The following is a 26,155-nucleotide window of genomic DNA, read 5'->3' as shown; positions in this document are numbered from 1 at the left end:
GCGCATCCGGGATGAACGTGTCATAGTGCAAGCCCGGCCGAAATTTCAAGAAAAATGCGCCGGTGCTAATCAGAGGTTTCCAGAACAGATGGCGATTGAGCGCATCTATCTCGATTGGAACGCGACCGCGCCGCTTCTCGGCTGCGCGCGCGACGCCATGATCGAGGCGCTGTCTCTGCCTGGAAATCCGTCTTCGGTGCATGCGGAAGGTCGTTCGGCCAGAACGCTTGTCGAGCAAGCGCGCCGCGATGTTGGTGCGCTCGTCGGCGCATCGTCGGCAACGGTGACCTTTACCTCAAGTGCGACCGAAGCTGCCAATCATCTTCTGTCGCCTGTCTATCGCATGGGGCGCTCGGCCATTTCCATCGGCCGGCTCTACGTCTCTGCCATCGAGCATCCGGCCGTTCGCGCCGGCGGGCGCTTTGCCGCAGATCGGGTCAGCGAGTTTTCGGTTCAGCCGTCAGGTGTAGTCGATCTTGATTCCCTTGCTGCGCATCTTGCAGAGCATGACACGACGTCCGGTCTGCCGCTTGTGGCGCTGATGCTGGTCAACAACGAGACCGGCATTGCCCAGCCGGTCGCCGAGGCTGCAGCGATCGTCCATAAGCATGGTGGCCTGCTGGTCGTCGATGCGGTCCAGGCGGCCGGTCGCCTGCCTGTTTCCATCGATGCGCTCGGTGCAGATTTCCTGATCATCTCCGCCCACAAGATCGGTGGCCCCAAAGGCATCGGTGCGGTGATTGCGCGCGGCGAGACGCTGATGCCGGAGCCATTGGTCCGCGGCGGTGGCCAGGAAAAGGGGCATCGCGCCGGCACCGAAAATGTTGCGGCGATCGCCGGTTTTGGTGCCGCTGCCCGGTTCATGGCCGACGGGCTTGAGGGCCGAAACGCTGCCATTGCTGCGCGTCGGGATCGGTTGGAAGCGGCGATGGTGCAATATGCGCCGGATGTGCTGATCTATGGCCGCAGCGAACAGCGTGTGGCCAATACCAGCTTTTTCCATCTGCCGGGCCTGAAGGCCGAAACCGGACAGATCGCCTTCGATCTCGAAGGGGTTGCGCTGTCGGCCGGTGCCGCCTGTTCGTCAGGCAAGGTCGGCGCCAGTCATGTGTTGACGGCGATGGGCGAAGATGCAGCGACGGGCGCGCTCAGGCTTTCGCTCGGGCCTTCGACCACCGATGCGGAAGTCGACCGGGCCATTGAAGTCTTCGCCAAGGTGGCCGGACGGCGTAAGCTGTCGGGGCAGGCCGCGTGAAATTGAGGAAGAAATTGGGTTTTGCCAATTTTTACCTTGCCAAGAGGGGGTGAAATAGTGCCTCCGAACATTACATATGGCGGACATCCCGCCCAACGTTAACAAGCTGCCGGACTTTGACCCGGCAAGATTGGAGAACGACCATGGCTGCTGTGCAGGAAACAATCGATCAGGTCCGCCAGATCGATGTCGATCAGTACAAGTATGGTTTTGAAACCACCATCGAAGTCGACAAGGCCCCCAAGGGTCTATCTGAAGATATCGTCCGCTTTATCTCGGCCAAGAAGAACGAGCCGGAATGGATGCTGGAATGGCGCCTCGACGCCTACAAGCGCTGGCTGACGATGGAAGAGCCGACCTGGGCGCGCGTCAACTATCCGAAGATCGACTTCAACGATATCTATTACTACGCCGCGCCGAAGACGGCTGCCGGCCCGAAGACGCTCGACGAGGTCGATCCGGAACTTCTGAAGGTTTACGAAAAGCTCGGCATCCCGCTGCGCGAGCAGGAGATGCTGGCCGGCGTCCAGACCTCGAAGATTGCGGTCGACGCGGTTTTCGATTCAGTCTCCGTCGTTACCACCTTCAAGGAAGAGCTTAAAAAAGCCGGCGTGATCTTCATGGCGATCTCCGAGGCGATCCGCGAGCATCCGGAACTGGTGAAGAAATATCTCGGCTCCGTCGTTCCGGTGACCGATAACTATTATGCGACGCTGAACTGCGCTGTGTTCACCGACGGGTCTTTCGTCTACATTCCGAAGGGTGTTCGCTGCCCGATGGAGCTGTCGACCTATTTCCGTATCAATGAAAAGAACACCGGCCAGTTCGAACGCACGCTGATTATCGCCGAGGAAGGCGCTTACGTCTCCTATCTCGAAGGTTGCACCGCACCCCAGCGCGACGAAAACCAGCTGCACGCCGCCGTGGTCGAACTCGTTGCCATGGACGATGCCGAGATCAAGTATTCCACCGTCCAGAACTGGTATCCGGGCGACAAGGACGGCAAGGGCGGGATCTACAACTTCGTCACCAAACGCGGCGATTGCCGTGGCCATCGCTCGAAGATCGCCTGGACGCAGGTCGAGACCGGTTCTGCGATCACCTGGAAATATCCGTCCTGCATCTTGCGCGGCGACGACAGCCAGGGCGAGTTCTACTCGATCGCGGTGTCTAACGGCCACCAGCAGGTGGATAGCGGCACCAAGATGATCCATCTCGGCAAGAATACCCGGAGCCGGATCATCTCCAAGGGCATTTCGGCTGGCGTGTCGCAGAACACCTATCGCGGCCAGGTCTCGATGCACCGCAAGGCGGCCAATGCGCGCAACTTCACCAATTGCGACTCGCTCCTGATCGGCGACAAATGCGGTGCTCATACCGTCCCCTATATCGAAGTGAAGAACTCCACCGGCAAGATCGAGCACGAGGCCACAACCTCGAAGATCTCCGAGGACCAGAAGTTCTATGCGATGCAGCGCGGCATCCCGGAAGAAGAGGCGATCGCCCTGATCGTCAACGGCTTCGTCCGCGATGTTATCCAGGAGTTGCCGATGGAATTTGCGGTTGAAGCGCAGAAGCTGATCAACATCTCGCTCGAGGGGAGCGTGGGCTGATGAAGCGGCGCTTTCAGCCAGTGGCGGTCGTCATCCTCGGGCTCGTCCCGAGGATCTGCTGCCGGAAAGGCTGATACGCGATGTCCGGCGTCGTCTACATGATGTCGGACAAGCCACGCGGCGTGATCTACACCGGTGCGACCAGCGACCTGCAAGGGCGAGTATGGGAACACCGGAGTGAAGTGATGAAGGGTTTTACGTCCAGATACAATGCGAAGCTTTTGGTGTGGTTCGAGCAGCATCCGAACATCGTCCTGGCGATCTGACGAGAGAAGTCTCTCAAAAGATATCTACGGGACTGGAAGATCAGGCTGATCGAAGGATTGAACCCGACATGGCTCGATCTCTACGAGCGGATTCATGAGATCGAGAATGTCTACTCACCGCACCCGAATACACTGCAATGGTCGGACTACAACTGATAACGCAGCAGATCCTCGGGACAAGCCCAAGGATGACGGAATGAAAGGCGCCTTGCCGCGCACAGAAGATCGACAGGCGGCTCCTGAACCGCCCTATGAACAGGAACACAGACATGCTTGAAATTCGCAATCTCCACGCCCGCATCGCCGAGGACGGCACCGAAATCATCCGCGGCCTGAACCTGACCGTGAAGGCTGGCGAAGTCGCGGCCATCATGGGTCCGAACGGGTCCGGCAAGTCGACGCTGTCCTACATCCTGTCGGGCCGCGAAGACTATGAAGTCACCGAGGGTGATATCCTTTACAACGGCGAGAGCATTCTCGAACTCGATCCGGCCGAGCGCGCCGCCAAGGGCATCTTCCTAGCCTTCCAGTATCCGGTCGAGATCCCGGGCGTGGCGACCATGCAGTTCCTCAAGGTCGCGATGAACTCGCAGCGCAAGGCGCGTGGCGAAGACGAGTTGACAACGCCGGAATTCATCCGCCGGGTCAAGGAAGCCGCAGCCGAGCTGAAGATCAACCCGGACATGCTGAAGCGTCCGCTGAATGTCGGCTTCTCCGGTGGCGAGAAGAAGCGCGCCGAGATCCTGCAGATGGCGCTGCTCGAGCCTAAGCTGTGCATCCTCGACGAAACGGACAGCGGCCTCGACATCGATGCGCTGAAGATCGTCGCTGACGGCGTCAATGCGCTGAAGCGTCCGGATCGCGCCACCGTGGTCATCACCCACTACCAGCGCCTGCTCGACTATATCGTGCCGGACAGCGTCCACGTCCTCTACAAGGGCCAGATCATCAAGAGTGGTGACAAGGACCTTGCACTGGAACTCGAAGCCAACGGCTATGCCGACATCACCGGTCAGGCAGCCTAAGCGGTTTCAAGTTTGAAGGAGTTGCAACGATGACATTACAAGCGGCCAACCGGCTCACAGCAGCCGAGACCCAGCTCATCGACGCCTATACCAACCAGATCGGCAGCCTGCCCGGCGATGGCGCCGTGCTTTTGCAGCGCGACGGTCTGTTCGACGCTCTGAAGCGCCAGGGTCTGCCGACCCGGCGGGTCGAAAGCTTCCATTATACCGATCTCAAGGCATTGCTGCGTGCGCTGCCAGCCGACGAGATTTCGGCCATTGCCCACGGCGTTCGGCCGATCGTCACGGATGCAAAGGTTCTCGCCATTCGTCAGGGCGTGGCGCAGGAGGCCGGCTCCCTGCCGGAAGGCCTGACTGTGGCTCCTTATCGCGACAGCCTGAAGGATGGCTCAGCCGCGCCGGCATTGACCGCCTACAACAGCGAAGACACGATCGGCCGGATCAACGGGGCCTTCGTGCGGGATGGTTTCAGCCTGAAAATTGCCGATGGTGCCGAGATCGAACAGCTGATCGAGCTGCAGTCTGTGCATGCGGCGGGTCACCTGCATCTGCGCTTCCCGGCCACGTTCGGCAAGGGTACCAAGGCAACCATCGTCGAGCGCCACGTCGGCCAGTCGGATTCGGCGGCACTTGCGACCATTGTGTCCGATCTGACGCTGGATGACGGCGCCGAGATCACCTGGATCATTCTCCAGGGCGAAGGCGATGCCGACAGCCATCTCGGTCAGATCCGCGCCGATCTTGGCCCCAATGCCAAGCTCCGCCTGTTCATCATCAATGCCGGTGGCAAGCTGGTGCGCCAGGAAGTGCATGTGAAGACGACGGGCGAAGGCTCCGACTTCACACTGCGCGCTGTCAACCTGCTCGGCGGCGACACCCATACCGATGTGACGATGACACTCGGCCACAACGTGCCGCACACAACCTCGACCGAGATCATCCGCAACATTGTCTTCGATCGCGCCAAGGGCGTGTTCCAGGGCATGATCCGGGTTGCCCCCGACGCGCAGAAAACCGATGCGCGCATGGCCTGCAACACGCTGCTGATGTCCGACGATGCCGAGTTCTCGGTGAAGCCGGAACTGGAGATCTTCGCCGATGACGTGCAATGCGCCCATGGCGCGACCGTGACCGATATCCAGAAGAACCATCTCTACTATCTGATGTCGCGTGGCATTCCGGAAAAGACGGCGCGCGGGCTGCTGATCAACGGTTTCGTTGCCGAGATCGTCGAAGAGCTGGAAGATGAGGCCCTCGTCGAGGCGCTGGAAGAGATCATCACGGATTGGCTGGAGCATCATGGCTGACACCGGCGTGGCAAAGGCAGTTTATGACGTAGAAGCAGTGCGGCGGGATTTTCCGATCCTGTCGCGCGAAGTCTATGGCAAGCCGCTTGTCTATCTCGACAATGCGGCGTCGGCGCAGAAGCCGCAAATGGTGATCGACGCGATCAGCCACGCCTATAGCCATGACTATGCGAATGTGCATCGCGGCCTGCATTTCCTGTCCAATGCCGCGACCGATGCCTATGAGGCGGCGCGCGAGAAGGTGCGGCGGTTCCTGAATGTGGGCTCCATCGACGAACTGGTCTTCACCAAGTCCTCGACCGAGGCGATCAACTTGGTCGCCTATGGCTGGGGCATGAGCCATATCGGCGAGGGCGACGAGATCGTCCTGTCGATCATGGAACATCACTCCAACATCGTGCCCTGGCATTTTCTGCGCGAGCGCAAGGGTGCCAAGCTGGTCTGGGCGCCGGTTACTGATGACGGCGCCTTCGATCTCGAAGCGTTCGAAAACAGCCTGACGGATCGCACCAAGCTCGTCGCCATCACCCATATGTCGAATGCACTTGGCACGGTTGTGCCGATCAAGGACGTCTGCCGGATCGCCCATGCGCGCGGCATTCCGGTCATGGTCGATGGCTCCCAGGGTGCCGTTCATCTGCCGGTCGATGTCCGTGATCTCGATTGCGACTGGTATGCCGTGACGGGCCATAAACTCTACGGTCCTTCGGGCATCGGCGTGCTTTACGGCAAGATGGAGCGGCTGAAGGAAATGCAGCCGTTCATGGGTGGCGGCGAAATGATCGTCGAGGTGACGCAGGATCTCGTCACCTACAACGACCCGCCGCATCGCTTCGAGGCGGGTACGCCGCCGATCGTCCAGGCGATCGGGCTTGGCTATGCGCTCGATTACATGGAAAGCATCGGCCGCGAGGCGATTGCTGCACATGAGGAGAGCCTGCGTACCTATGCGCATGAGCGGCTGTCTGCGATCAATTCGCTGCGGATCATCGGCAATGCGCCGGGCAAGGGTGCAATCTTCTCCTTCGAACTCGCCGGTATCCATGCCCATGACGTCTCGACGATGATCGACAGGCGGGGCGTTGCCGTGCGCGCGGGCACGCATTGCGCCCAGCCGCTGCTCGCCCGTTTCGGCGTGACGTCGACTTGCCGTGCCTCATTTGCCCTTTATAACACCCGCGAGGAAGTCGATGCGCTGGCGGATGCGCTCGACTATGCCCGAACCTTCTTCGCCTGAGGATGAACCGATGAGTGATACCGAAACCAAGCCGGACGTTCGCGAAGGCATCGTCCAGACCAGCCTGCCGGCCGAGGAAGTGGCGCGTCTGTCGGATGACATCATCGCGGCACTGAAGACCGTCTATGACCCGGAAATCCCGGCCGACATCTTCGAACTTGGCCTGATCTACAAGATCGACATCGAGGACGATCGTTCGGTGAAGATCATGATGACGCTGACCGCACCCGGTTGCCCGGTTGCCGGCGAAATGCCGGGTTGGGTGGAAAACGCCGTCAGCTCGATCGAGGGCGTTTCCGGCGTCGACGTGTCGATGACTTTCGATCCACCATGGACGCCGGACCGGATGTCGGAAGAAGCCCAGGTCGCCGTCGGCTGGTACTGAGCGCCGCAATCATCAAAGTTTGGATAAAGGCCCGCTGTCGAAGTGGGCCTTTTGTCTGTCAGACCAGGCGATAGTCGCGGTCGAAATAGATCAGCGAGCGGCCGTCTTCGCGCGTTCGCACATCAATCACCTCGCAAAACAGCACGTCATGGGTTGCCCCGTCGGCAACCGATGTGATGCGGCAGTCGAACGAGGTGAGGGCGTCCTGCAGGCGATGGCAGCCGGTTTCAGTGGTTTCCCAACTGGCGGCGGCAAAGCGCTCCTCGACGGGTGTCTTGCCGCCGAACAGCTGACTCAGGCCGACATGCTCGCTTTCCAGGACATTGACGCAGAGCACGCCATTGGCGCTGACGGCCGGATAGGCCGACGAGCCACGGTTGAGGCAGACCAGCAGGGTTGGCGGATTGTCGGAGACGCTGGTGACGGCTGTCGCGGCAAAGCCGGCGCGTCCGCCCTTGCCGTCTGTGGTGACGATGTTCACGGCGGCGCCCATGCGCGCCATGGCATTGCGATAGGCAAGGCGGCGCTCTTCGCTCACAGCAGGAGCCTCGGGGGATATGGATTTTGCGGCCAGCATGGCGTTTTCCTCGTTCGGCATCAGGTCTACGACAGGAAGTCGAGTACGGCTTGGTTGAAGGCGTCGGGATAGGTGACATTGACGGCATGGCCGCCAAAATCGGTCAGTTTGAGTGTTGCATCGGGGAGACCTTCGGCGAGGCGCTGCGAGCGCGAATAGGGCACCAGCAGATCGTCCCGGGTGGCGATCAGCAGCGTCGGCGTGGTGATGGTGCCGAGATCCGCATCGACGTCGAAAGCGCGCAATGCCGCGATCCGGCGCAGGATATTGGTCTTGCCCTGGAAATGGGCAATGGCATGCGCTTCTTCGGCCGCCATGCGCTCCGGGTTCTCCGCCATGAAGATTGCCGGATAGAGGAACAGAGGTTGCGCCTTGACGAAGGCCGGCACGCCGGATTTTTCCAGCAATTCGATGCGCACGTCAAAGCAGCGACCGGAATGCGGATCGGCCTTGCTCCAGGCGTTGATCAGCACCTGCTTGGCAATGCGACCGGGTTGGCGCAACCCGATGTCGAGCGCCATCAGGCCACCGAGCGCGTGGCCGATGAAATGGAACTGTTCGAGCCCCAGGCCATCGGCAATCGACAGCACGTCATCGGCCATCGCGCGGATGCCGCCATGTTCCGGAACTGTGCCGCCGGTCCTGCCGCAGCCGGTGTGGTCATAGGTGACAAGACGATATCGTTCGCCGAGTACTGCGATCTGCGGTGCCCAGTAGCCGCCCGATCCGCCAAGGCCGGAGGACAGGATGACGGTCGGGGCGTCGAGGGCCGTGTTGCCTTGGATATCGTAGTGCATGCGTGGTTTGCTCTGGCTTTGCCTCTCACCCTGACCCTCTCCCGGCAGACGGGGAGAGGGGGCGGCCGCCCTCTGTGCGAGGGAAACCTCCGGTGCAGGCGGTTGCGGTTTTGTCTCATCTTCCCGCTTGCGGGGAGAAGGTTCCGGCAGGCGGGTGAGGGGCTTCCCCCCCCTTACCTGGTCCCGATATGCGCAACGGTGGCGATCTCGACCAGGGCGTCCGGTTTGACCAGACCGCATTGCACGCAGTAGCGGGCCGGTTTGTCGCCGGGGAAATATTCGGCATAGACCTTGTTGACCGCCTGATAGTTGGCCCAGTCGGTGACGAAGATGTGGTTCATGGTGACGTCTTCCATAGTGCCTCCAGCGGTCTCGATGACCGACTTGATCACTTCCAGCACATGACGCGTCTGCGCGCCGGCATCGCCGACATGCACGACGTCGTTGTTCTTGTCGAAGGGAAGCGTGCCCGAGACATAGACGATGCCGTCTGCCAGCGTGCCGGGCGAATAGGGTGCGATCGGCTTCTGGGTGCCTTCGGGAACGATGATGGTCTTTGGCATAAATCTCTCCGTATGTCCTGTTGATGTCAGATGGCGTCGGCAGGGGCTGCCTGCGAAATCACGCTGCAGAAGTCGTTGACGGTCGCGACCCAGCCGAAGAATTTTTCGACATTGTAGACCGTCGCCTGCTGGATGAAGTCCGGGCCCAGATGATGGGTGGCGTCTTCGAGCATCACGCCGAAATATTCGAGATGGAAGGCATCGCGGAGCGAGCTTTCGACGCAGACATTGGTGGCAATGCCGACAAAGACGAGGTTGCGGATGCCGCGGGCGCGCAGCACGCTGTCCATGTTGGTGTTGAAGAATCCACTGTAGCGGGTCTTTGGCACCAGAATATCGCCCGGCTGCGGCTGCAGTTCATCGACGATCGCATAGTCCCAGGTGCCTTTGGCGAGCAGTTGCCCCTGCAGTTCCGGCCGTTGACGCATGGTCTTCAAGGCATTGGACTTGTGCCAGTTCGGCGAGCCTGGACCGCCAGCCTCGACATAGTCCTTGTCCCAGCCATTCTGGAAATAGACGACCAGAACGCCGGCGGCACGGGCGGTATCAAGCGTCTTCTTGATGTTGCCGATGGTCGATTTGGCACCGGAAATGTCGAAGCCGGCGAGGTCGACATAGCCGCCTTCGGTCGAATAGGCATTCTGCATGTCGACCACGACGACAGCGGTTTCGCTCGGCTTCAGCGTGATCGGTTCCGGGCGGGCCGGCAGCGTTACGCTCTTGCTCAGTTCCGGGCGCGGCTGGTAACCCGCGACGACAGCCTCGGTCATTCGGCGGCCTCCAGCATAGGTTTGACATGCTGGCGGCTCTTCATCAGCGGCTGTACGTATTTGCCGAATTTCTCGATGCCCCCGACAAAGTCGTCGAAGGTCAGCATGACGCCGCCGGTGCCGGGAACCTCGCTCATTTCGTCGAGCATGGCGGCGACCTCCGCATAGGAGCCGATCAGCGTGCCCATGTTGATGTTCACCGCCGAGACCGGATTGGCCATGTGGCGGACATTGGTGTCACCGCCGGATTTGGTGTCCGCTGCACTCTGCAGACCAAGCCACTTGATCGCTTCCTCGTCGGCGCCGGCCTTGTAGTGCTCCCATTTGGCAAAGGCAGCCTCGGTGGTTTCCTCAGCCAGCACCATGGTGAGCACGAAGGACCGCACATCGCGGCCGGTCTTTTCGGTTGCGGAAAGCAGGCGTTCATTGGTGGAGGCGAAAGCTTTCGGCGTGTTTACGCCGACGCCGAAGCAGAAGCTGTAGTCGGCGAACTTGGCGGAGAATGCCAGGCCGGCATTGGAGGATCCGGCGCAGATCACTTTGACGTCACCCTGCGGCACCGGCTTCATCCGGCAATCGTCCATCTGGAAATACTTGCCCTTGAGGTCGGACTGGCCGCTCGTCAGCAGTTCTTTCAGGACGGTGGTGTATTCGGTGAGATAGGCATAGCGATCAGCGAAATATTCGTCGCCCGGCCACAGGCCCATCTGGCTGTATTCGGGGCGCTGCCAGCCGGTCACGAGGTTGATGCCGAAGCGGCCATTGGAGATCGAGTCGATGGTCGTCGCCATGCGGGCGACGATCGCCGGCGGCATGACGAGGGTTGCTGCCGTGCCGAACAGCTTGATCTTGGAGGTGACGGCGGCAAGGCCCGCCATCAGCGTGAAGGATTCGAGATTGTAGTCCCAGAACTCGGTCTTGCCGCCAAAGCCGCGCAGCTTGATCATCGAAAGTGCGAAGTCGAAGCCGTATTGTTCTGCCTTCTGGGTGACTTCCTTGCACAGTTCGAACGTCGGCTTGTACTGGGGAGCATTCTCCGACAACAGCCAGCCATTGTTGCCGATCGGGATGAAGACGCCGATTTCCATGTCATGTTCTCCGCTTCGAAGGGCATCTGGATGCCCGGATGGGTTCGAAGCTAAGAAAGCAAACGGTGTGCCAATTAAAAATGCGCAGCAGAAACAAATAGATATTGTATGGCGTCGAACTTAATTTACCGAATGGTCAAAAAATTACCGATTGTTCGCTCGAAGTCTCCGGTTTTGCCAATGCGGTGAGCGTGTCGTGCGTGTAATTTGATCGTTGTTAGGCGTGGGTGGGTCGCATTCGGCTTCGAACATTTTGATAATGTTCAATTTTTATACCGAATCCTGAAATGCTCACAAAAATGGCGATGCTAAGGTCGATACTGCGCGGATGCGGATAGTTGCTCATTCGAATACGGGCAGGATGCCGTCATCGCTATTGAACGCTTAACCCGCCTCCCTTACATTGGTGGCGAGAAAACACCGGGCCTTGAACCCGGATGTTGAAGGAGAATGGGCCGATGGGCTTTCAAGTGATGAGCATGAGCGATGCGGCGGCAAACCGCGTCAAGGCAATCGTCGAGAATTCCGCAGCGGAGGCCAAGGGCATCCGGGTCGGAATCAAGAAGGGCGGTTGCGCGGGGATGGAATATACGATCGACCTCGTCAGTGAGCCGAACGGCAAGGATGACCTGATTGAGCGCGATGGCGCCAGCGTCTGGATCGATCCTGCTGCCGTGCTTTACCTGCTCGGCACAGAAATGGACTTCGAGACGACCACGCTCCGCTCCGGTTTCACCTTCCACAATCCGAACCAGACCTCAGCCTGCGGCTGTGGTGAATCGGTCGAACTCAAGGCGGCTGATCTGGCGGAACTTGCGCGCAAGCGGGAGACTGAGACGGCCTGATCGATACGCCACATCTGGATTTTTTGGCGCCCGGCTCTGCCGGGCGTTTTGTTTTTCTGCGCATTGAAATCTGGCGCTGTGTGAGTCGGGGTTTTATTTCTGATTTTTGGTAAAATGTCTTGTTTTAGCGTAAATTTTCAGCATATTTTGTTGATATGGAAAATACAGACCGCAAAATCATAAGTCTGCTCGCTGAAGACGCCCGCCGCTCGCTTGCCAGTATTGGTGAGGTCGTGGGGCTTTCGGCGTCTGCCGTCAACGAGCGCATCCGTCGGTTGGTGGCCATCGGGGCGATCCGGCGTTTCACCGTGGATGCCGATCCATTGGCTCTTGGCCTGCCGGTGACAACCTTCGTGCTGGTGGCCCTGAACTACGATGCAGGCGAAGACGCGTTCAAGGCCGCGATCGACGCCCATCCTGCCGTGCTCGAATGTCATCACGTTACGGGAGGCTGGTCCTATATGCTGAAGATCCGTACCGCTGACCTCGTCGGCATCGAGGTGTTTCTCGCAGACTTGAAGGCGGGTCGTTTCGTGGCGCGGAGCGAAACCATGATCGCACTGTCGACGGCCTGTGAGCGCAACTTCGCCCGGATGGAGGGGTGATATGGATGTCGTCGTCTTCGGCAAGGGCCTTGTCCTCGGGGTCGCGATCGCAGCCCCACTCGGACCAATCGGTGCGCTCTGCATCAACCGAACGCTGGAGCGCGGCTTCTGGGCGGGTGTTGCCGGCGGTCTTGGCACAGCACTTGCCGACGGCGCCTATGCAAGCCTGGCTGCTGCTGGCTTTACGGCCCTGGGAGGACTGCTGTCTCGTGTCGAATTGCCACTGCAACTCTTCGGCGGGCTGTTCCTGCTCTATCTGGGATGGATTGCGGTCAAGCCGCGTGATGCAACAGTCGCTGCGCGCGTCGATGCCCGGGGCCTATTGACCACAACGGTTGCTACCTTTCTTCTGACTATCGCCAATCCGGCGACCATCCTGTCCTTCGCCGCCATATTCGCCGGTCTCGGTCTGGCGGCAGATGCAGGCGGATGGTCGGCTGCGTTGCTCGTCGCTGGCGTATTCATCGGCTCGCTGGGCTGGTGGTTCTTCCTGAGCGGCATGGTCAGCCTTCTACGTTCACGGCTGCCAAAGGGCTTTGTGGTCTGGGTGTCGCGGATTTCCGGCACGGTGTTGCTGCTGTTTGGCCTGGTGTCGCTTGGCATGGCCATCAAAGGGATGCTTTGAGGCGGACGGCTATCCCGCTGCGTGCGGTCAATCCCGCTTGATGCTCATCAGTACGTCCCACAGGTCTGCACCGGTTTCGAAAGCCGAAGCGTTGGCCTTGAAGGAAATTTCGGCTTCGACGAGGGAGAGCATGTCCTCGCCAAGATCGACATTCGAGGTTTCGCCCACTGTCTGTGACTGCGTGGATTTGACGGTCGCTGTCACTCCGCCCGCCGAACTGGTGGCAAAGCGGGTATCGCGCCGGTCGTAACCGGTGGAGAGCGCGTTTGCGATATTGTCTGCTGTGGCCGCAAGTCTGCTCTGTTGGGCAAACATCCCGGATGCGGCATTGTTCATCGCGGCGGTGATCGTCATCATTTGCTCTCATGCTTGTCGTCGACGCGCAGAACTTAAGGCGCAGACGTTAGAAAAGCCTGAAAGAGCGGATGTGCCGGAATGGCACACGCGCTGACGTGTGCCAGTTGTTTCCAGATTGCGGACGGATCTGCGTTGTCCCGCGCTACTCTGCGGCCGCCTGGGCGGCGATGCCACGTCGCATGTTGCGCCGCTGCTCTTCTCCGAGGTAGTGCATTTTCAGCATGTGGGCGGGGAACAGATCGGCGATCGCCTCGGCGGCAGTTAGAAGTTTGTCGAGGGGAACAGGCGCCTTGGGCGGGTCGAAGCGGTCGAGGCTGGGCAGGAACCTTAAGAAATTCGCGCGCATCTCGGAGATGATGACCTTCATGAAGTCGCTGAATTCATTCGGCTGCTGCTCGACGCTGACGAGGTGGTTGTTCACCCTGGCAAGCACTGCAGAACCGTCTAGCGAGGCGTTGAGTGCCTCGAGATACATCCGGCACTTGTAGTAGTCGCGGTGGATCATGGTCTGCAGCACCCGCGCTTCGGGGGCGACATCGTCTCCAACCAGAAGGCACGGCATGACCTTGTCCTGGAGGCCGGTTCGCTCGACAAAGGTCTTCATCGAGCGCCCCGTGCCGACAAAGTCGACAAGCAAGGTGCGCTCGCCGAGCTTCGAGCGGAAATAAGCCTCGAATTCCGGCGTGTCGGAATAGCAAAGGGTGCGCGACATGCGAACATAGTCAGCCGGCGGCAGACCGTGACGGGCAAAATGGGTGGATGACAGGAGGTGGATCAGCAGGTTGCAGTCTCGAGCCGCCGCCATGACCCGGGTGGCGCCAAACGTTTCGGCCTGATGACGGAGCCAGAAGGTTCCAAGCAGCATCAGCGGAATGTTGATGCTGATCTGCGCCTGCAGCGCGTTGCGCACCTGCGCATTGCGATGGAAGGTCTGGAGGCGTGTCTCCCGCAAGGCGTGGGCATAGGGGCCGAGGCCGGCTTCGTGCAGGATTTCCTCGGTCCGGTCCCATTTGGACAGGCTGACATAGGTCGCCGGAATGCCGAATTCGGCGGCTCCCTTGATGTCGGCATTCTGGTTGTCGCCGTAATGGGCGCGCAGTTTGTATTCCTGCTTGATCGATGGCCAGATGATGCGGTGATGTTTGCCGTAGTTGCTGAGATAGACCTTGTTGTTCAGTCCGCATTTCTCGCGGACGACACGTTCGACAAACGACTGCGGCAGGTACATGTCGGAAATGATGATGTCGTCCGGATTGACGAATGCGGTTACCTGTCTCATCGGGAACAGGTTGTCCCATTCCTCGTCGAGCTCCATCAGCTTGACCATCTTGGCCTGGCTGTCGGTCAGCGTCTTTTCCTGGATCAGCAGATCATAGATGTCGTCGAGGCCATAGTTGCGGCGCCCGAACATGCTCATCTCGACAAGATGGCGGCGGGCGGCGAAATTGGCGGCGCCGCTTTTTCCTTCGACACGCCGGAAGATTTCCAGAGGCCCGAAACAACGGCGCGCCACCAGTGTGTCGAACAGGTCGAAGCTCTGGATGTGGGTGTGCAGGTCGGAACCGTTCTCCGTCAGGATATGCCGCGTGGCCGTGGTCGCGTAGTTGTCCCACGGGCTGATGAAATTACCGGCGAGACAGGGCGCGCCACTGCTGTCAATGAGGAACGACAACCGGCATGTGGTCATACCCTGAAGGTCGATGATCAGCAGGTCGTTGCCGTCGAGATCCCAGTAGGCTTCGTTGGGATGATTGTAGCCGACGATGAAGCCGTTCCTGTGGAATACCAGCTTGTCGCTGATCGTCTGCCCCTTCGGCTCGGCGCGAAAATTAAAGGTACGCGTCGTCAGCCACTCGACGGTCAGCGGCGGCATTGGCATTTCGGCGGCAAGAGCCATGATAACCTCATACGAATCTCGATGAGGACAGTAATGCTGCCTGAAACTTGCGTATAACTGATCCATATCGGCTTGAGACAGACCGTGATTGCGTTATCAGGTGAAATACGCAAAAAGAGCGCCGTCGGTAAATGGCGCTCTTTCAAATTCGACAACAGATGAAGACAGTCGGAAGCTAGTCCAGCGTGAATTCTTCTGCCTGAGGATTGTCCATTCTGTTGTAGACCATGTTCGGTGCGGAGTTGATCCGGTTGAACTTGAGCGGCTCGCCCTTTTCCAGGACGACGATGCTGTCGTAGAAATGGACGCCCTGGACCTTGCGGAACAGCGAAAGAAGTTGCGGATCGACATGCGGTCCTGCCGGTGTCTTGCCGACGCCGATGGCGAATTTCGTGTGCTTCTCGTTGATTACATCAATGATCTGCTTGGAGAATTCGATGAAGCTGTCGGGATTACGCAGGCCGCCGCCCTGAACGCGGACATTCTTGTAGTAGCTGGTATGCACGTCCTCGCACCAGTAGACACCGCCATCGCGCAGCAACCCGTAGGTCTTCTGTAGCGTGACGATCTGATGGACGTTGTCGTGGCTTCCATCATCGATGATGATGTCGAAATAGCCTTCGCCGTAGATCCGGGCAATTTCGTCCCAGAACGCTGTGCTGCCCTGATCGCCCTGAATGACCTTCAGGAAGCTGGTGCCGGCGCTGCGCGGTGCGATATCGATGCCGACGATCTCCGTCTCTGCGCCGAAATACTTGTACCACATCTCGGCGCTGCCGCCGAACTGCACGCCGACTTCCAAGATCCGCGGTGCGCGATTTACAAACTTGCCGAACCACTTTTCGTACAGCGGAAGGTAATGCTCGAACTTGTCGCAAAGTGTTCCAAGTTGAAAAAATGTTTCTCTTAACGACACTTCACTACCTCGCTTGGTGATCTTGGCCTGCATCCGGTCAGGACTGTTGCGGGATTCGGAAACCGAGGTCAAGTGAAGGTGAACTATCTGCCGCCGGGCCATGATTGGCGGTCAGCCAGACTGGAAATGCTGGAGGTTGCAATGGCCTACACCGTTTAACCCGGTATCTGGTGGCGGAAACACGGCTCGCCTTGGCAATTGCATTTTGCTCTGTCGGCCATCGCGACGTGGTTCCCTCAAGGGGAGCGGTGACGCGATGGCCAGTGTTCGGTCCGGATTTATTCGGCCGCTTCTGCATAGTCCTCCATCGGAGGGCAGGTGCAGACGAGGTTGCGGTCGCCATAGACATTGTCGACGCGGTTGACCGAGGACCAGTACTTGTCGACCCGGAAAGCGCCAGGCGGGTAGCAGGCCTGCTCGCGGCTGTAGGGACGTGTCCATTCTCCGACGAGGTCTTCCACCGTGTGCGGGGCGTTCTTCAGCGGGTTGTTGGTCTTGTCCATCCGGCCGTCCTCGATGGCGCGGGCTTCCTCGCGGATCGCCAGCATTGCCTCGCAGAAACGGTCGATTTCCGCCTTGGTCTCGGATTCCGTCGGCTCGATCATCAGGGTTCCGGCCACCGGCCAGCTCATGGTCGGTGCGTGGAAGCCGCAGTCGATCAGGCGCTTTGCCACATCGTCGACGCTGACGCCGGCCGAGACATTCAGCGGGCGGGTGTCGATGATGCATTCATGCGCCACGCGGCCAGAAGCCGAGGTGTAGAGCACGTCATAGGCACCGGTCAGGCGGGCGGCGATGTAGTTGGCGTTGAGGATCGCCACCTTGGTCGCCTGGGTCAGACCTTCGCCACCCATCATCAGGCAATAGGACCAGCTGATCGGCAGGATCGACGGTGAACCGTAGGGACCGGCCGAAACCGCGCCCGGACGACCGTCGGTCGAGACATGGCCCGGGAGGTAAGGTGTCAGATGCGCCTTGACGCCGATCGGGCCCATGCCGGGACCACCACCGCCGTGCGGGATGCAGAAGGTCTTGTGCAGGTTAAGATGGGAGACGTCGGAGCCGATGTCGCCGGGGCGGGAGACGCCGACCATGGCGTTCATGTTGGCACCGTCGAGATAGACCTGGCCGCCGTGCTGGTGGGTGATCTCGCAGATTTCGCGCACCGTTTCCTCGAAAACGCCATGCGTCGAGGGATAGGTGATCATGCAGCAGGAGAGGTTGGCTGCATGTTGCTCGGCCTTGGCGCGGAAATCGTCGAGATCGACGTCGCCGTTTTCCTTGGATTTCACCGGGATGACCAGCATGCCGGCCATCTGGGCCGAGGCCGGGTTGGTTCCGTGGGCGGATGTCGGGATCAGGCAGACGGTGCGATGCGCATCGCCACGGGCCAGATGGTAGTTGCGGATCGTCAGCAGGCCGGCATATTCGCCCTGCGCACCCGAGTTCGGCTGCATCGAGATCGCATCATAACCGGTAACGGCGCAGAGCTTTTCCGACAGGTCGTCGATCATTTCCTTGTAGCCCAGCGTCTGGTCTGCAGGGGCAAAAGGATGGATGTCGGAGAATTCCGGCCAGGTGATCGGCAGCATTTCGGCTGTCGCATTGAGCTTCATCGTGCAGGAGCCGAGCGGGATCATCGCGCGGTCGAGCGCCAGATCGCGGTCCGACAGGCGGCGGATGTAGCGGGTCATCTCGCTTTCGGCACGGTTCATGTGGAAGATCGGATGCGTCAGGTAGGCGCTGGTGCGCAGAAGATCCTTGGGCAGGCGATAATCCGGGGTGAAATCCGCCACTTCGAACTTGCCGCCAAAGGCGCGCCAGACGGCTTCGAGAATGGCCGGACGGGTGCGTTCGTCGAGCGCGATGCCGATCCTGGTCTCGCCGACCTTGCGCAGATTGACGCCTTCGGCCACGGCTGCACGCATGATCAGGCCCTGCATATGGCCGACTTCAACGGTGAGCGTATCGAAGAAGGTGTCCTGCTCGATCGTGTAGCCGAGCTTTTCCAGTCCCTTGGCGAGCAGCACGGTTTTCTGGTGTACCTGCTGGGCAATCGCCTTCAGGCCCTGCGGACCATGGAAGACAGCATACATCGAGGCCATGACGGCGAGCAGAACCTGTGCCGTGCAGATGTTCGATGTCGCCTTTTCGCGGCGGATATGCTGTTCGCGGGTCTGCAGCGACAGGCGATAGGCGCGGTTGCCGCGCGCATCGACGGAGACGCCGACGAGACGGCCGGGCATTGAGCGCTTGATGGCATCCTTGACCGCCATATAGGCGGCATGCGGGCCACCATAACCGACAGGAACGCCGAAGCGCTGGGTCGAGCCGATGGCAATGTCCGCACCCATTTCGCCCGGCGACTTCAATAGCAGCAGTGCCAGCGGATCGGCGGCAACGGCGGCCAGTGCACCGGTCTGGTGCAGGCGAGCGATCAGGCCGGAGAAATCGCTGACCTGACCGTTGGTGCCGGGATACTGGAAGATAGCGCCGAAGACATCGACCGGGTCGAGATCGGTGAAGGGGTTGCCGACGATGACCGTCCAGCCGAGCGGTTCCGCGCGGGTCTGGATGACGGCAATTGTCTGCGGATGGCAGTTTTCGTCGACGAAGAAGGCGGTCGCCTTGGTCTTGGCGCTGCGCTGGCAAAGCGCCATGGCTTCGGCGGCAGCTGTCGCCTCATCGAGCAGCGATGCATTGGCAACGTCGAGACCGGTCAGGTCGCAGACCATCGTCTGGAAGTTCAGCAATGCCTCAAGACGGCCCTGGCTGATTTCCGGCTGGTACGGCGTATAGGCCGTGTACCAGGCCGGGTTTTCCAGGATGTTGCGCTGGATCACCGGCGGCGTGATCGTGCCATAATAGCCCTGGCCGATCAGCGAGGTCAGCGCCTGGTTCTTGTTGGCGGTCTCGCGCAGCTTGTCGAGCGCTTCGCGCTCGGTCATCGCCTTGCCCCAGGTGAGCGGCACCTGTTGGCGGATCGAGGCCGGAACGGTCGCATCGATCAGGGCGTCGAGGTTCGGATAACCGACGACCTTGAGCATCTCGGTCATTTCAGCCGGCGAGGGGCCGATATGACGGCGATTGGCGAAATCGTAAGGGTCGTAGTCGGTAAACTGAAATTCGGTCGAGGTCGACATCAGGCGATCAGCTCCTTGTAGGCTGCTTCGTCGAGCAGGGCATCAGCATCAGAAGGGTTGGCGAGCTTCAGCTTGAAGAACCAGGCAGCGCCTTCGGCATCGGAGTTGACCAGCGACGGGTCATCGACGATGGCCTGGTTGAAGGCTGTGATTTCGCCGGCAAGCGGGCAGTAGACGTCAGACGCCGCCTTGACGCTTTCGACGGTCGCCGCAACGGCGTCCTTGTCGAAGGTGGCGCCTTCTTCCGGCAGTTCGACAAAGACCAGATCGCCGAGCTGGCCGGCGGCATGGGTCGTGATGCCGACGGTCGCGATGCCGTCTTCGATCTTCAGCCATTCGTGTTCAGCGGTAAATTTCAGCATGGTTCGTTCCTCTCGTGTGTCTTGTTTTAAGGTCTGTGTAGCGGTGTGTGCCCCTCATCCGGCTCCGCCACCTTCTCCCCCGCAAGCGGTGAGAAGGCCAATGCGGCCACCGTTCTGCCCCTTCGCCCCGCTTGCCGGGAGAAGGTCCCGGCAGGGGGATGGAGGGGCGGGAGCTTCCATAGGTCTCAGCGTTTGTAGGTCGGTTTCACAAAAGGCAGCTCAGCCACCGTCAGCGGCAGATACTTGCCGCGCACTTCTGCAAATATCTGGGTGCCGGATACGGTGTAGGCCATCGGCAGCATGGCCATGGCCACGGGGCCTTCGACGGTCGGGCCGAAGGTTCCGGATGCGACTTCGCCGATCTCGGTCGTTCCACCAGCATCTGCAAAGAGCTTCACATGGTTGCGCACCGGTGCCTTGCCTTCGGGCTTCAGGCCAACGCGGCGGCGGGATGCGCCATTGTCCAGTTCGGCGAGGATGCGCTCTGCCCCCGGAAAACCGCCCTCGCGGGCGCCGCCCTTGCGGCGAACCTTCTGGATGCCCCATTCGATGGCGCCTTCCATCGGGGTCGTGGTGGTGTCGATGTCATTGCCATAGAGGCAGAGGCCTGCTTCGAGACGCAAACTGTCGCGGGCGCCAAGGCCGATCGGGGCACAATGCGGATGCGACAGGAGTGCCTTGGCAAGAGCGACGGCCTTGTGGTTGGGAACGGAGATCTCGAAACCGTCTTCGCCGGAGTAGCCCGAGCGCGACACGATGCAGTCTACGTCGAGCAACGGGATCTCGCGGACATCCATGAATTTCATGCCCGAGACGCCGGCCCAGAGTTCACCGAGCACCGCTTCGGCGCGCGGTCCCTGCAAAGCCAGGAGCGCACGGTCATCGAGCAGTTCGACCGTACAGGTGTCGGACAGATGCGCCTTCATATGGGCGACGTCAGCGTCCTTGCAGGCGGCGTTGACGACGACGAGCAGATGGTCGCCGCGATTGGTGATCATCAGGTCGTCGAGAATACCGCCTTGGTCGTTGGTGAAAAAGCCGTAACGCTGACGGCCGGGCTTGAGGCCGAGAATATCGACCGGCACCAGGGCTTCGAGCGCAAGGGCTGCGTCCTCGACCTTGCCGGATTTCGGCGTCAGGATGACCTGTCCCATATGCGAGACGTCGAACAGTCCGGAATCGGAGCGGGTGAACAGATGTTCCTTCAGTACGCCGGCCGGATATTGGACCGGCATGTCATAGCCGGCAAACGGCACCATCTTGCCACCAAGCGACAGGTGGAGATCGTAGAGGGAGGTGCGTTTCAGGGCAGTGTGATCGTCCACGGGGCGTCTCCGGTGTCGCGCGCTCGCGCTTGCTCAAGTCTAGGCACAGTTGTGCCGGTGTCATGAGCCCCCTCTGTCCTTGTGCCTGAGATTGTTATCCCTTCGGCGCGATCTGCTTTGGAAACAGACCTCTCTCCAGAGTCCAGTCGACGCCTTGTGGTCCTTTTGCCTGAGAGTTTCCGGGGCGGTTGCTCCTTCGGCACCGGAGTAAACCGGCTTCTCCCAACAAGGTCGTGGTGGAGGCATTATCCGGCTGGAGGGTGACTTGGCAAGAGGACGTGTCGCGTTCGAGAAAATATTTGTCGTGGAACGTCATGATTGTGCTGGCGCAAGCAGTACAGCGTTTCCATAGGCGCGTGGCATCTCGTCGCTTGGCTTCGGGGAAACGGCGCGGTAAAGCAGTCGTCGACACGAGGACGACGATGAAGACGAAGTCACAGCCTATGGCAAGGATCCTGCGCATTTTCTGCGCCATGGTCTTCCTGTCGCTGGGCTTTGCTCACAAGCCGCCCCAGGCGTTGGCGTCGCCCTTTCTGTCTGCGTCCTATCAACTGCCGGATGGCAGTTTTGCCGATCTCTGTGTCAGCGATACGGCGGTCAAGCATGCTATCGGCTGCGACGTCTGCCGGCTGGCCTCCACGGCTCTGTTGCCCACGCCCGGTCACTATCATTGGCTGGTGACTGCCTTTCCGAGCCTGGTGGCGAGGCTGGAGAATACGGCGTCCTGTTTTGTCTTCGAGTCCATCGAAAGGCCACGGTCGCGCGGGCCACCTGTCTCAGCCTGATCCTATTTTCGGCCGACTTTTGATCAGATGACATGCCGCGTGCGCCGCTCAAGACGGGCCGTGGCCAGGAGACACACCATGAACACCAAGCTTATCGCCACGACGGCGCTCGTTACGCTCGTTTCGACCGGCGCTGCCTTTGCCCATGCCAGTTTCGCCAATGCGCCGACGGCGGTCGGCTCCTATGTCGCAGCAACCCTGCAGGTGCCGCATGGCTGTGACGGCAAGGCGACCAATGAAGTGCAGATCAAGTTGCCGGAAGGCTTCATTTCGGCCAAGCCACAGCCCAAGGCCGGCTGGGAAATCGAAGTCATCTCTGGCGACTATCAGAATTCCTATGACAATCACGGCAAGGCGGTGACATCCGGTCCGGTCGAGATCCGCTTCAAGAACGGCAATCTGCCGGATGAATTCTACGACACGTTCACGATCTACGGAAAGGTGGCTGCCGCTGATCCGGAAACCGGTCTGGCTTTCCCGACCGTTCAAGTGTGCGGGGCGGATGCCACGGTTGCCTGGACAGATATCGCCGCAGCCGGTCAGGATCCGCATGACTTGAAAAGCCCGGCGCCTGTTCTGAAGATTGCCGCCGCTGCGGGTGCGGATGAACATGCCGGCCATGGCGCGCCGGCAACCGGTGCCCATGCCGGGCACGATGCGCATGCGGGGCATGGCGATCATGCCGCTGCCGTCAATCCTGGTGGGTTCGAGGCTGTTACCGTCGGCGATCTGGAACTGACGGGCGGTTACACTAAGGCGATGTTGCCGGGCCAGCCGGTTGGTGGCGGCTTTATTACCATCACCAACAAGGGTGCCGAAGACGACGTGCTGATTGCCGCGACGTCTCCCAATGCCGGTGAGGTTCAGTTGCACGAAATGGCAATGGTTAATGACGTGATGAAGATGCGGCAGTTGCCGGACGGGATCACTGTCCCCGCCGGTCAGTCGGTGGAGTTGAAGCCCGGCGGTCTGCATCTGATGTTCTTCAAGATCAGCGAGCCTTTCCGCGACGGTGCGACGGTTCCGGTGACGCTGACATTCCAGAAGGCGGGCAGTGTCGATGTCGTTCTGCCGATCGGCCCGGCCAGATCGAACTGAGCTGGAAGACCAGCCTCGCTGAGGCAACTTCCTCAAAAAGCAAACCGCGGCCAGTCATTGGCCGCGGTTTTGCAACTGGGTAGAACAGAGTTGCGGTCAGGCGACCGAACTTCGATAAGCCGAGATTGTTTCCTTCAGCGTTGCCTGTTCCAGTTTCTGTTGGCTAGCCGTGAGAAAATAGAGCGCAAGCGCCGGTGGCCGGACAATGCTGACCATTGCCCTCAGCTTGAAATCTTCGCCTTTCGCCGCTTTTTCGGCGAGAAGGCGGGTGGTTTCCTCCGCATGGCTAGATCCGCTCACCCGCTGCTGCGGCTTGATCGGCTCCATTGCATAGGCGGCGGTGGTAGCAGAGACTGTCACGACCTGTGTCATGGGTTTCATCCAGATATTACTTTACCACTTGATCATAAAGCACGGATATTTCTGCATCTTTAAATCGAATGACGCATTTTTAATTAAATGCCATGGTTGTGTTGTGCAGCGAAATGGACCGCAAACAGTGGCGTTTGTGCTAGATCAAGAACCCTCTCGGCTTGAGCTGTTACAAGATGAAACATTCGAAGACGCCGGTGTTGGCTGCGTTGCGGGAGGGTGGAATGATTGTTCTGGTCGGCTATGTCAGCATCGAGGGGCAGACGCGCAAGATCGCAGAGGCGATCGCTGCGGAGATCGAAAGACTTGGTGACCGCGCTCTGTTGTTCAACGTCGGTGAGATGGTCGAATATGGGGTTGATCATCCCCAGGCCGTGATCCTTTGCGCGCCGGTGCATGCCGGGCGCTACCCGGAGCCCTTCGTCGCGTTCGTCGGTCGTGAGGCCGATTGGCTGAAATCGATCCCGACGGCCTTTGTCTCCGTCTCGTTGCTGATCCGAAGCGAGTTGGAGGAAGAGCGGCAGGAGGCACAGAATTTCGCCGATAGCCTGTTTGCAGAAACACATTGGCAGCCCGGCATGGTGCATCACGCGGCCGGTGCGCTGCGTTACAGCGAATATGATTTCTTCAAGCGCTGGATGATGCGACGCATGGCGGCGCGCGAGAGGGCATCGACAGATGTCAGCCAGGACCATGAATTTACCGACTGGACTGCGCTTGCCGCGTTCACTACAGAATTTGTGAAAGCGGCCGTGCGATAATCTCACAGGTTTTCGGCACGTCCGGCTGCTTGCCTGAGTGTCTGGAGTGTGTGTGAATGTATCATGTGGCTTTGGTTGCCATTGGCGGCGCTATCGGATCGGCCCTGCGCTATCTGACCGGCATGGCAGCGCTGCGCCTGATGGGGCCGAACTTCCCCTGGGGCACATTGACGGTCAATATTGTCGGTTCTTTTGCGATCGGCCTTCTGTCGCACGTCATCATGACGCGGTTCGGTGCTTCCGAAGCCTTGCGTCTTTTGATGATCACTGGCGTCCTCGGTGGTTTCACCACGTTTTCAGCGTTCACGCTCGACGCCATCGTGCTGGCCGAGCGCGGTGCCATCGTGATGCCGCTTGTCTATGTCGTGTCCAGTGTCGCACTGTCGATCGGAGCAGCCCTGCTTGGGCTCGGTCTTGCCCGCAGCTTTGCCTGAACGGTTTTCCTGTTTCCATATTGCGGCGAAATGCTCTAAAGCGCTCATAAAAAGGCGCAGGCAGTGCCTGTTGCGAAAAAGAAAGACCAAACGAACATGGCAGGCATCGAACATATCACCGTGGCAGCTGACGAGGCCGGCATGCGCCTGGACCGTTGGTTCAAGGTGCATTTCCCGGGGCTCGGCTTCGGCCCGCTGCAGAAACTTCTGCGTTCCGGTCAGGTGCGCGTCGATGGCGGCCGGGTGAAGACCGATGCGCGTGTGCAGCCGGGCCAGGTGGTCCGCATTCCGCCGCTCGACGTCGACCTGAAGGTCAAATCCGGCCCGATCGGCTCGCACGATCTCAAGCATTCCGAAGACGGCGAACTCCTGTCGCGCATGCTGCTGCATGAAGACGAAAAGGTCATTGTCCTCAACAAGCCGGCAGGTCTTGCTGTGCAGGGCGGTTCCGGCCTGGTGCGCCATATCGACAAGATGCTCGAAGCCTGGACCAGCAAGAAGGGTGAGAAGCCACGCCTTGTTCATCGTCTCGACCGCGACACGTCCGGTGTTCTGGTCGTGGCCAAGACACGCGGTGCAGCACAGAAGCTGACTGCCGCGTTCCGCGAACGTGACACCAAGAAGACCTATTGGGCTTTGGTCAAGGGTGTGCCGCGCAAGCAGAGCGACAAGATCTCGACCTGGCTGGTCAAGGACCAGACGGACGAGGGTGACCGCATGCGCGTCTGCAAGCATGGCGAGGACGGTGCCGATCACGCGATCTCCTACTACCGCGTGCTGGAGACGGCCGCCCATACATTCGCGTGGCTGGAGATGGAGCCCTACACCGGCCGTACCCACCAGCTGCGTGTGCACGCCCTGTATATGGGTCATCCGATCATCGGCGATCCGAAATATTTCGACGATGACCACAACTGGGACTTCCCCGGCGGTGTGCAGAAGCGCCTGCATCTGCATGCCCGGCATATCGACATCCCGCATCCGGATGGTGGTCGCCTGAAGGTGACGGCGCCTCTGCCCCCGCATATGGTGCAGACGTGGAACCTGTTCGGCTTCGACATAGCGTCGGGTGAGCGGGAAGATCAGGAATGAAGCTGGTCCTGTTCGATTGCGACGGTACGCTGGTCGACAGTGTCGGGTTGATCCATGAGGTGATGCGCCGGACCTTCCTGCATTTCGGCAAGCGCGAACCGGATGTTGCCGAGACCAAGGCGATCATCGGCCTGACACTCGACATTGCTATTGCCCGCATGGACGGCAAGCCGCATGCGGATGACGAGGCGGTGGCGATGGCGACCTACTACAAGTCGATCTTCGGTGAAGTCCGTCGGGACAGCGGCTTTGAAGAGCCCTTGTTCGACGGTATCCGCGGCGTGATCGACACGCTTGCGGCGCGAGACGATGTTGTGTTGGGTTCTGTGACCGGAAAGTCGCGACGTGGACTGGCCATGGTTCTGGAAGGCCACGGCTTTGCCCCGCATTTCCAGTTCTGCCGCACGGCCGACGACTGCCCGTCGAAGCCGCATCCGGCCATGGTGACGGAATGCTGTGACGAATCGGGGATTGCACCGTCTGAGACGATTGTCATCGGCGATGCCGTCTTCGACATGCAGATGGCCAAGGCTGCGGGTGCGACCGCCATCGGCGTCTCCTGGGGCTATGCATCTGTCGATGAGTTGTGGAAGGCCGGCGCCGACGCTGTTGTCGACCACCCGGCCGATCTTCTCGCCTATATCCACTGAAGGGC

The 26,155-nt window shown here is 60.0% G+C and carries 28 protein-coding genes and 1 riboswitch; of the genes, 16 read left to right on the top strand and 12 right to left on the bottom strand.

Going from position 1 to position 26,155, the window contains the following annotated elements; genetic code table 11:
* Nucleotides 1–88 precede the first annotated feature (88 nt).
* The 7 genes from GVK95_RS06940 (at nt 89) to GVK95_RS06910 (ending at nt 7,088) form a co-directional block, all read left to right on the top strand.
* Nucleotides 89–1,255, top strand: a complete 1,167-nt coding sequence (locus GVK95_RS06940) for a cysteine desulfurase family protein (protein WP_159947921.1) — start codon at nt 89–91, stop codon at nt 1,253–1,255.
* Nucleotides 1,256–1,398: 143 nt separating this feature from the next.
* Nucleotides 1,399–2,868 (top strand): Fe-S cluster assembly protein SufB, encoded by a 1,470-nt coding sequence (gene sufB / locus GVK95_RS06935; RefSeq protein WP_159947919.1) that lies wholly within the window; start codon nt 1,399–1,401, stop codon nt 2,866–2,868.
* 80 nt (nt 2,869–2,948) lie between these two features.
* Nucleotides 2,949–3,134, top strand: a complete 186-nt coding sequence (locus GVK95_RS25220) for a GIY-YIG nuclease family protein (protein ID WP_244618680.1) — start codon at nt 2,949–2,951, stop codon at nt 3,132–3,134.
* A 269-nt stretch (nt 3,135–3,403) separates the two neighbouring features.
* Nucleotides 3,404–4,159, top strand: coding sequence for a Fe-S cluster assembly ATPase SufC (gene sufC, locus GVK95_RS06925; protein ID WP_007598287.1), 756 nt, complete (start codon nt 3,404–3,406; stop codon nt 4,157–4,159).
* 29 nt (nt 4,160–4,188) lie between these two features.
* Nucleotides 4,189–5,466: a Fe-S cluster assembly protein SufD gene (sufD, locus tag GVK95_RS06920; protein WP_159947917.1), complete on the top strand. Its 1,278-nt coding sequence runs from the start codon at nt 4,189–4,191 to the stop codon at nt 5,464–5,466.
* Nucleotides 5,459–6,703 (top strand): cysteine desulfurase, encoded by a 1,245-nt coding sequence (locus tag GVK95_RS06915; RefSeq protein WP_159947915.1) that lies wholly within the window; start codon nt 5,459–5,461, stop codon nt 6,701–6,703. Before sufD ends, GVK95_RS06915 begins: the two co-directional genes overlap by 8 nt.
* Before the next feature lie 10 nt (nt 6,704–6,713).
* Entirely contained in the window at nt 6,714–7,088 is a 375-nt protein-coding gene (locus tag GVK95_RS06910; protein ID WP_113141538.1) for an SUF system Fe-S cluster assembly protein, read from the top strand.
* Nucleotides 7,089–7,146: 58 nt separating this feature from the next.
* Here GVK95_RS06910 and GVK95_RS06905 read toward each other — a convergent pair whose 3' ends face one another.
* The 5 genes from GVK95_RS06905 to rutA all read right to left on the bottom strand — a co-directional run bounded on the left by GVK95_RS06905 (nt 7,147) and on the right by rutA (nt 10,883).
* The gene (locus GVK95_RS06905; RefSeq protein WP_159947913.1) at nt 7,147–7,665 is read right to left on the bottom strand and encodes a flavin reductase; all 519 of its coding nucleotides are present in this window, start codon (nt 7,663–7,665) and stop codon (nt 7,147–7,149) included.
* A gap of 26 nt (nt 7,666–7,691) precedes the next feature.
* The gene (gene rutD, locus GVK95_RS06900) at nt 7,692–8,462 is read right to left on the bottom strand and encodes a pyrimidine utilization protein D (protein ID WP_159947911.1); all 771 of its coding nucleotides are present in this window, start codon (nt 8,460–8,462) and stop codon (nt 7,692–7,694) included.
* A gap of 173 nt (nt 8,463–8,635) precedes the next feature.
* On the bottom strand, nt 8,636–9,025 hold the full coding sequence (gene rutC, locus GVK95_RS06895; RefSeq protein WP_159947909.1) for a pyrimidine utilization protein C: 390 nt from the start codon (nt 9,023–9,025) through the stop codon (nt 8,636–8,638).
* Between the two features lie 26 nt (nt 9,026–9,051).
* On the bottom strand, nt 9,052–9,795 hold the full coding sequence (gene rutB, locus GVK95_RS06890; RefSeq protein WP_159947908.1) for a pyrimidine utilization protein B: 744 nt from the start codon (nt 9,793–9,795) through the stop codon (nt 9,052–9,054).
* On the bottom strand, nt 9,792–10,883 hold the full coding sequence (gene rutA, locus GVK95_RS06885) for a pyrimidine utilization protein A (RefSeq protein ID WP_159947906.1): 1,092 nt from the start codon (nt 10,881–10,883) through the stop codon (nt 9,792–9,794). The genes rutB and rutA overlap by 4 nt, the downstream gene beginning before the upstream one ends.
* A gap of 458 nt (nt 10,884–11,341) precedes the next feature.
* Here rutA and sufA point away from each other — a divergent pair, with 458 nt between their 5' ends.
* From sufA to GVK95_RS06870, 3 genes are all read left to right on the top strand, one after another.
* On the top strand, nt 11,342–11,728 hold the full coding sequence (gene sufA / locus GVK95_RS06880; protein WP_159947904.1) for a Fe-S cluster assembly scaffold SufA: 387 nt from the start codon (nt 11,342–11,344) through the stop codon (nt 11,726–11,728).
* Nucleotides 11,729–11,883: 155 nt separating this feature from the next.
* Entirely contained in the window at nt 11,884–12,333 is a 450-nt protein-coding gene (locus GVK95_RS06875) for an Lrp/AsnC family transcriptional regulator (RefSeq protein WP_159947902.1), read from the top strand.
* Between the two features lies 1 nt (nt 12,334).
* Nucleotides 12,335–12,958: a LysE family transporter gene (locus tag GVK95_RS06870; protein WP_159947900.1), complete on the top strand. Its 624-nt coding sequence runs from the start codon at nt 12,335–12,337 to the stop codon at nt 12,956–12,958.
* 27 nt (nt 12,959–12,985) lie between these two features.
* On the opposite strand, the gene GVK95_RS06865 is transcribed toward GVK95_RS06870, so the two are convergent.
* From GVK95_RS06865 to gcvT, 6 genes are all read right to left on the bottom strand, one after another.
* Complete coding sequence (locus tag GVK95_RS06865) at nt 12,986–13,315, bottom strand: flagellar basal body rod C-terminal domain-containing protein (RefSeq protein ID WP_348532447.1); 330 nt, start codon at nt 13,313–13,315, stop codon at nt 12,986–12,988.
* 142 nt (nt 13,316–13,457) lie between these two features.
* On the bottom strand, nt 13,458–15,212 hold the full coding sequence (locus GVK95_RS06860) for a hypothetical protein (protein ID WP_159947898.1): 1,755 nt from the start codon (nt 15,210–15,212) through the stop codon (nt 13,458–13,460).
* Between the two features lie 175 nt (nt 15,213–15,387).
* Entirely contained in the window at nt 15,388–16,002 is a 615-nt protein-coding gene (locus GVK95_RS06855; RefSeq protein WP_159947896.1) for a hypothetical protein, read from the bottom strand.
* Nucleotides 16,003–16,406: 404 nt separating this feature from the next.
* Complete coding sequence (gene gcvP, locus GVK95_RS06850) at nt 16,407–19,271, bottom strand: aminomethyl-transferring glycine dehydrogenase (protein WP_159947894.1); 2,865 nt, start codon at nt 19,269–19,271, stop codon at nt 16,407–16,409.
* Nucleotides 19,271–19,633, bottom strand: a complete 363-nt coding sequence (gcvH, locus tag GVK95_RS06845; RefSeq protein ID WP_159947892.1) for a glycine cleavage system protein GcvH — start codon at nt 19,631–19,633, stop codon at nt 19,271–19,273. The genes gcvP and gcvH overlap by 1 nt, the downstream gene beginning before the upstream one ends.
* 185 nt (nt 19,634–19,818) lie before the next feature.
* Nucleotides 19,819–20,958, bottom strand: a complete 1,140-nt coding sequence (gcvT, locus tag GVK95_RS06840) for a glycine cleavage system aminomethyltransferase GcvT (RefSeq protein ID WP_159947890.1) — start codon at nt 20,956–20,958, stop codon at nt 19,819–19,821.
* 147 nt (nt 20,959–21,105) lie between these two features.
* A riboswitch (glycine riboswitch) is annotated at nt 21,106–21,193 on the bottom strand.
* A 187-nt stretch (nt 21,194–21,380) separates the two neighbouring features.
* Between gcvT and GVK95_RS06835 the strand changes: the two genes are divergently transcribed.
* Together GVK95_RS06835 and GVK95_RS06830 are read left to right on the top strand one after the other, a co-directional pair.
* Nucleotides 21,381–21,743 carry a hypothetical protein gene (locus tag GVK95_RS06835; RefSeq protein WP_159947888.1) on the top strand — a complete coding sequence of 121 codons (363 nt, stop codon included), beginning with the start codon at nt 21,381–21,383 and terminating at the stop codon, nt 21,741–21,743.
* Between the two features lie 78 nt (nt 21,744–21,821).
* Nucleotides 21,822–22,841 (top strand): DUF1775 domain-containing protein, encoded by a 1,020-nt coding sequence (locus GVK95_RS06830; RefSeq protein ID WP_159947886.1) that lies wholly within the window; start codon nt 21,822–21,824, stop codon nt 22,839–22,841.
* A gap of 96 nt (nt 22,842–22,937) precedes the next feature.
* Here the strand turns inward: GVK95_RS06830 and GVK95_RS06825 are convergent, their stop codons facing one another.
* Entirely contained in the window at nt 22,938–23,213 is a 276-nt protein-coding gene (locus tag GVK95_RS06825; RefSeq protein ID WP_159947884.1) for a hypothetical protein, read from the bottom strand.
* 224 nt (nt 23,214–23,437) lie between these two features.
* Between GVK95_RS06825 and GVK95_RS06820 the strand changes: the two genes are divergently transcribed.
* The 4 genes from GVK95_RS06820 (at nt 23,438) to GVK95_RS06805 (ending at nt 26,150) form a co-directional block, all read left to right on the top strand.
* Nucleotides 23,438–23,974 carry a flavodoxin domain-containing protein gene (locus GVK95_RS06820; RefSeq protein WP_159947882.1) on the top strand — a complete coding sequence of 179 codons (537 nt, stop codon included), beginning with the start codon at nt 23,438–23,440 and terminating at the stop codon, nt 23,972–23,974.
* Nucleotides 23,975–24,030: 56 nt separating this feature from the next.
* On the top strand, nt 24,031–24,408 hold the full coding sequence (crcB, locus tag GVK95_RS06815; RefSeq protein ID WP_159947880.1) for a fluoride efflux transporter CrcB: 378 nt from the start codon (nt 24,031–24,033) through the stop codon (nt 24,406–24,408).
* A 96-nt stretch (nt 24,409–24,504) separates the two neighbouring features.
* Nucleotides 24,505–25,500: an RluA family pseudouridine synthase gene (locus tag GVK95_RS06810; RefSeq protein WP_159947878.1), complete on the top strand. Its 996-nt coding sequence runs from the start codon at nt 24,505–24,507 to the stop codon at nt 25,498–25,500.
* Entirely contained in the window at nt 25,497–26,150 is a 654-nt protein-coding gene (locus GVK95_RS06805; protein WP_159947876.1) for an HAD-IA family hydrolase, read from the top strand. The genes GVK95_RS06810 and GVK95_RS06805 overlap by 4 nt, the downstream gene beginning before the upstream one ends.
* The last annotated feature ends 5 nt before the right edge of the window (nt 26,151–26,155 follow it).

It is taken from the genome of Rhizobium sp. 18065, from assembly GCF_902706095.1.
Taxonomy (GTDB): Bacteria; Pseudomonadota; Alphaproteobacteria; order Rhizobiales; family Rhizobiaceae; genus Allorhizobium.
The sequence above is the reverse complement of the archived record's forward strand: the minus strand, read 5'-3'. Positions and strand labels throughout refer to the sequence as shown.

Coding starts and splice junctions, on each gene's coding strand:
- sufC (WP_007598287.1), top strand. CDS start 3,404: ATGCTTGAAATTCGCAATCTCCACGCCCGCATCGCCGAGGACGGCACC.
- crcB (WP_159947880.1), top strand. CDS start 24,031: ATGTATCATGTGGCTTTGGTTGCCATTGGCGGCGCTATCGGATCGGCC.
- GVK95_RS06835 (WP_159947888.1), top strand. CDS start 21,381: ATGAAGACGAAGTCACAGCCTATGGCAAGGATCCTGCGCATTTTCTGC.
- GVK95_RS06805 (WP_159947876.1), top strand. CDS start 25,497: ATGAAGCTGGTCCTGTTCGATTGCGACGGTACGCTGGTCGACAGTGTC.
- rutD (WP_159947911.1), bottom strand. CDS start 8,462: ATGCACTACGATATCCAAGGCAACACGGCCCTCGACGCCCCGACCGTC.
- sufA (WP_159947904.1), top strand. CDS start 11,342: ATGGGCTTTCAAGTGATGAGCATGAGCGATGCGGCGGCAAACCGCGTC.
- gcvH (WP_159947892.1), bottom strand. CDS start 19,633: ATGCTGAAATTTACCGCTGAACACGAATGGCTGAAGATCGAAGACGGC.
- GVK95_RS06820 (WP_159947882.1), top strand. CDS start 23,438: ATGATTGTTCTGGTCGGCTATGTCAGCATCGAGGGGCAGACGCGCAAG.
- GVK95_RS06910 (WP_113141538.1), top strand. CDS start 6,714: ATGAGTGATACCGAAACCAAGCCGGACGTTCGCGAAGGCATCGTCCAG.
- GVK95_RS06825 (WP_159947884.1), bottom strand. CDS start 23,213: ATGACACAGGTCGTGACAGTCTCTGCTACCACCGCCGCCTATGCAATG.
- GVK95_RS06860 (WP_159947898.1), bottom strand. CDS start 15,212: ATGGCTCTTGCCGCCGAAATGCCAATGCCGCCGCTGACCGTCGAGTGG.
- GVK95_RS06830 (WP_159947886.1), top strand. CDS start 21,822: ATGAACACCAAGCTTATCGCCACGACGGCGCTCGTTACGCTCGTTTCG.
- GVK95_RS06940 (WP_159947921.1), top strand. CDS start 89: ATGGCGATTGAGCGCATCTATCTCGATTGGAACGCGACCGCGCCGCTT.
- GVK95_RS06915 (WP_159947915.1), top strand. CDS start 5,459: ATGGCTGACACCGGCGTGGCAAAGGCAGTTTATGACGTAGAAGCAGTG.
- rutA (WP_159947906.1), bottom strand. CDS start 10,883: ATGGAAATCGGCGTCTTCATCCCGATCGGCAACAATGGCTGGCTGTTG.
- sufB (WP_159947919.1), top strand. CDS start 1,399: ATGGCTGCTGTGCAGGAAACAATCGATCAGGTCCGCCAGATCGATGTC.
- rutB (WP_159947908.1), bottom strand. CDS start 9,795: ATGACCGAGGCTGTCGTCGCGGGTTACCAGCCGCGCCCGGAACTGAGC.
- GVK95_RS06905 (WP_159947913.1), bottom strand. CDS start 7,665: ATGCTGGCCGCAAAATCCATATCCCCCGAGGCTCCTGCTGTGAGCGAA.
- sufD (WP_159947917.1), top strand. CDS start 4,189: ATGACATTACAAGCGGCCAACCGGCTCACAGCAGCCGAGACCCAGCTC.
- GVK95_RS06865 (WP_348532447.1), bottom strand. CDS start 13,315: ATGATGACGATCACCGCCGCGATGAACAATGCCGCATCCGGGATGTTT.
- GVK95_RS06810 (WP_159947878.1), top strand. CDS start 24,505: ATGGCAGGCATCGAACATATCACCGTGGCAGCTGACGAGGCCGGCATG.
- rutC (WP_159947909.1), bottom strand. CDS start 9,025: ATGCCAAAGACCATCATCGTTCCCGAAGGCACCCAGAAGCCGATCGCA.
- GVK95_RS06870 (WP_159947900.1), top strand. CDS start 12,335: ATGGATGTCGTCGTCTTCGGCAAGGGCCTTGTCCTCGGGGTCGCGATC.
- GVK95_RS06875 (WP_159947902.1), top strand. CDS start 11,884: ATGGAAAATACAGACCGCAAAATCATAAGTCTGCTCGCTGAAGACGCC.
- gcvP (WP_159947894.1), bottom strand. CDS start 19,271: ATGTCGACCTCGACCGAATTTCAGTTTACCGACTACGACCCTTACGAT.
- GVK95_RS25220 (WP_244618680.1), top strand. CDS start 2,949: ATGTCCGGCGTCGTCTACATGATGTCGGACAAGCCACGCGGCGTGATC.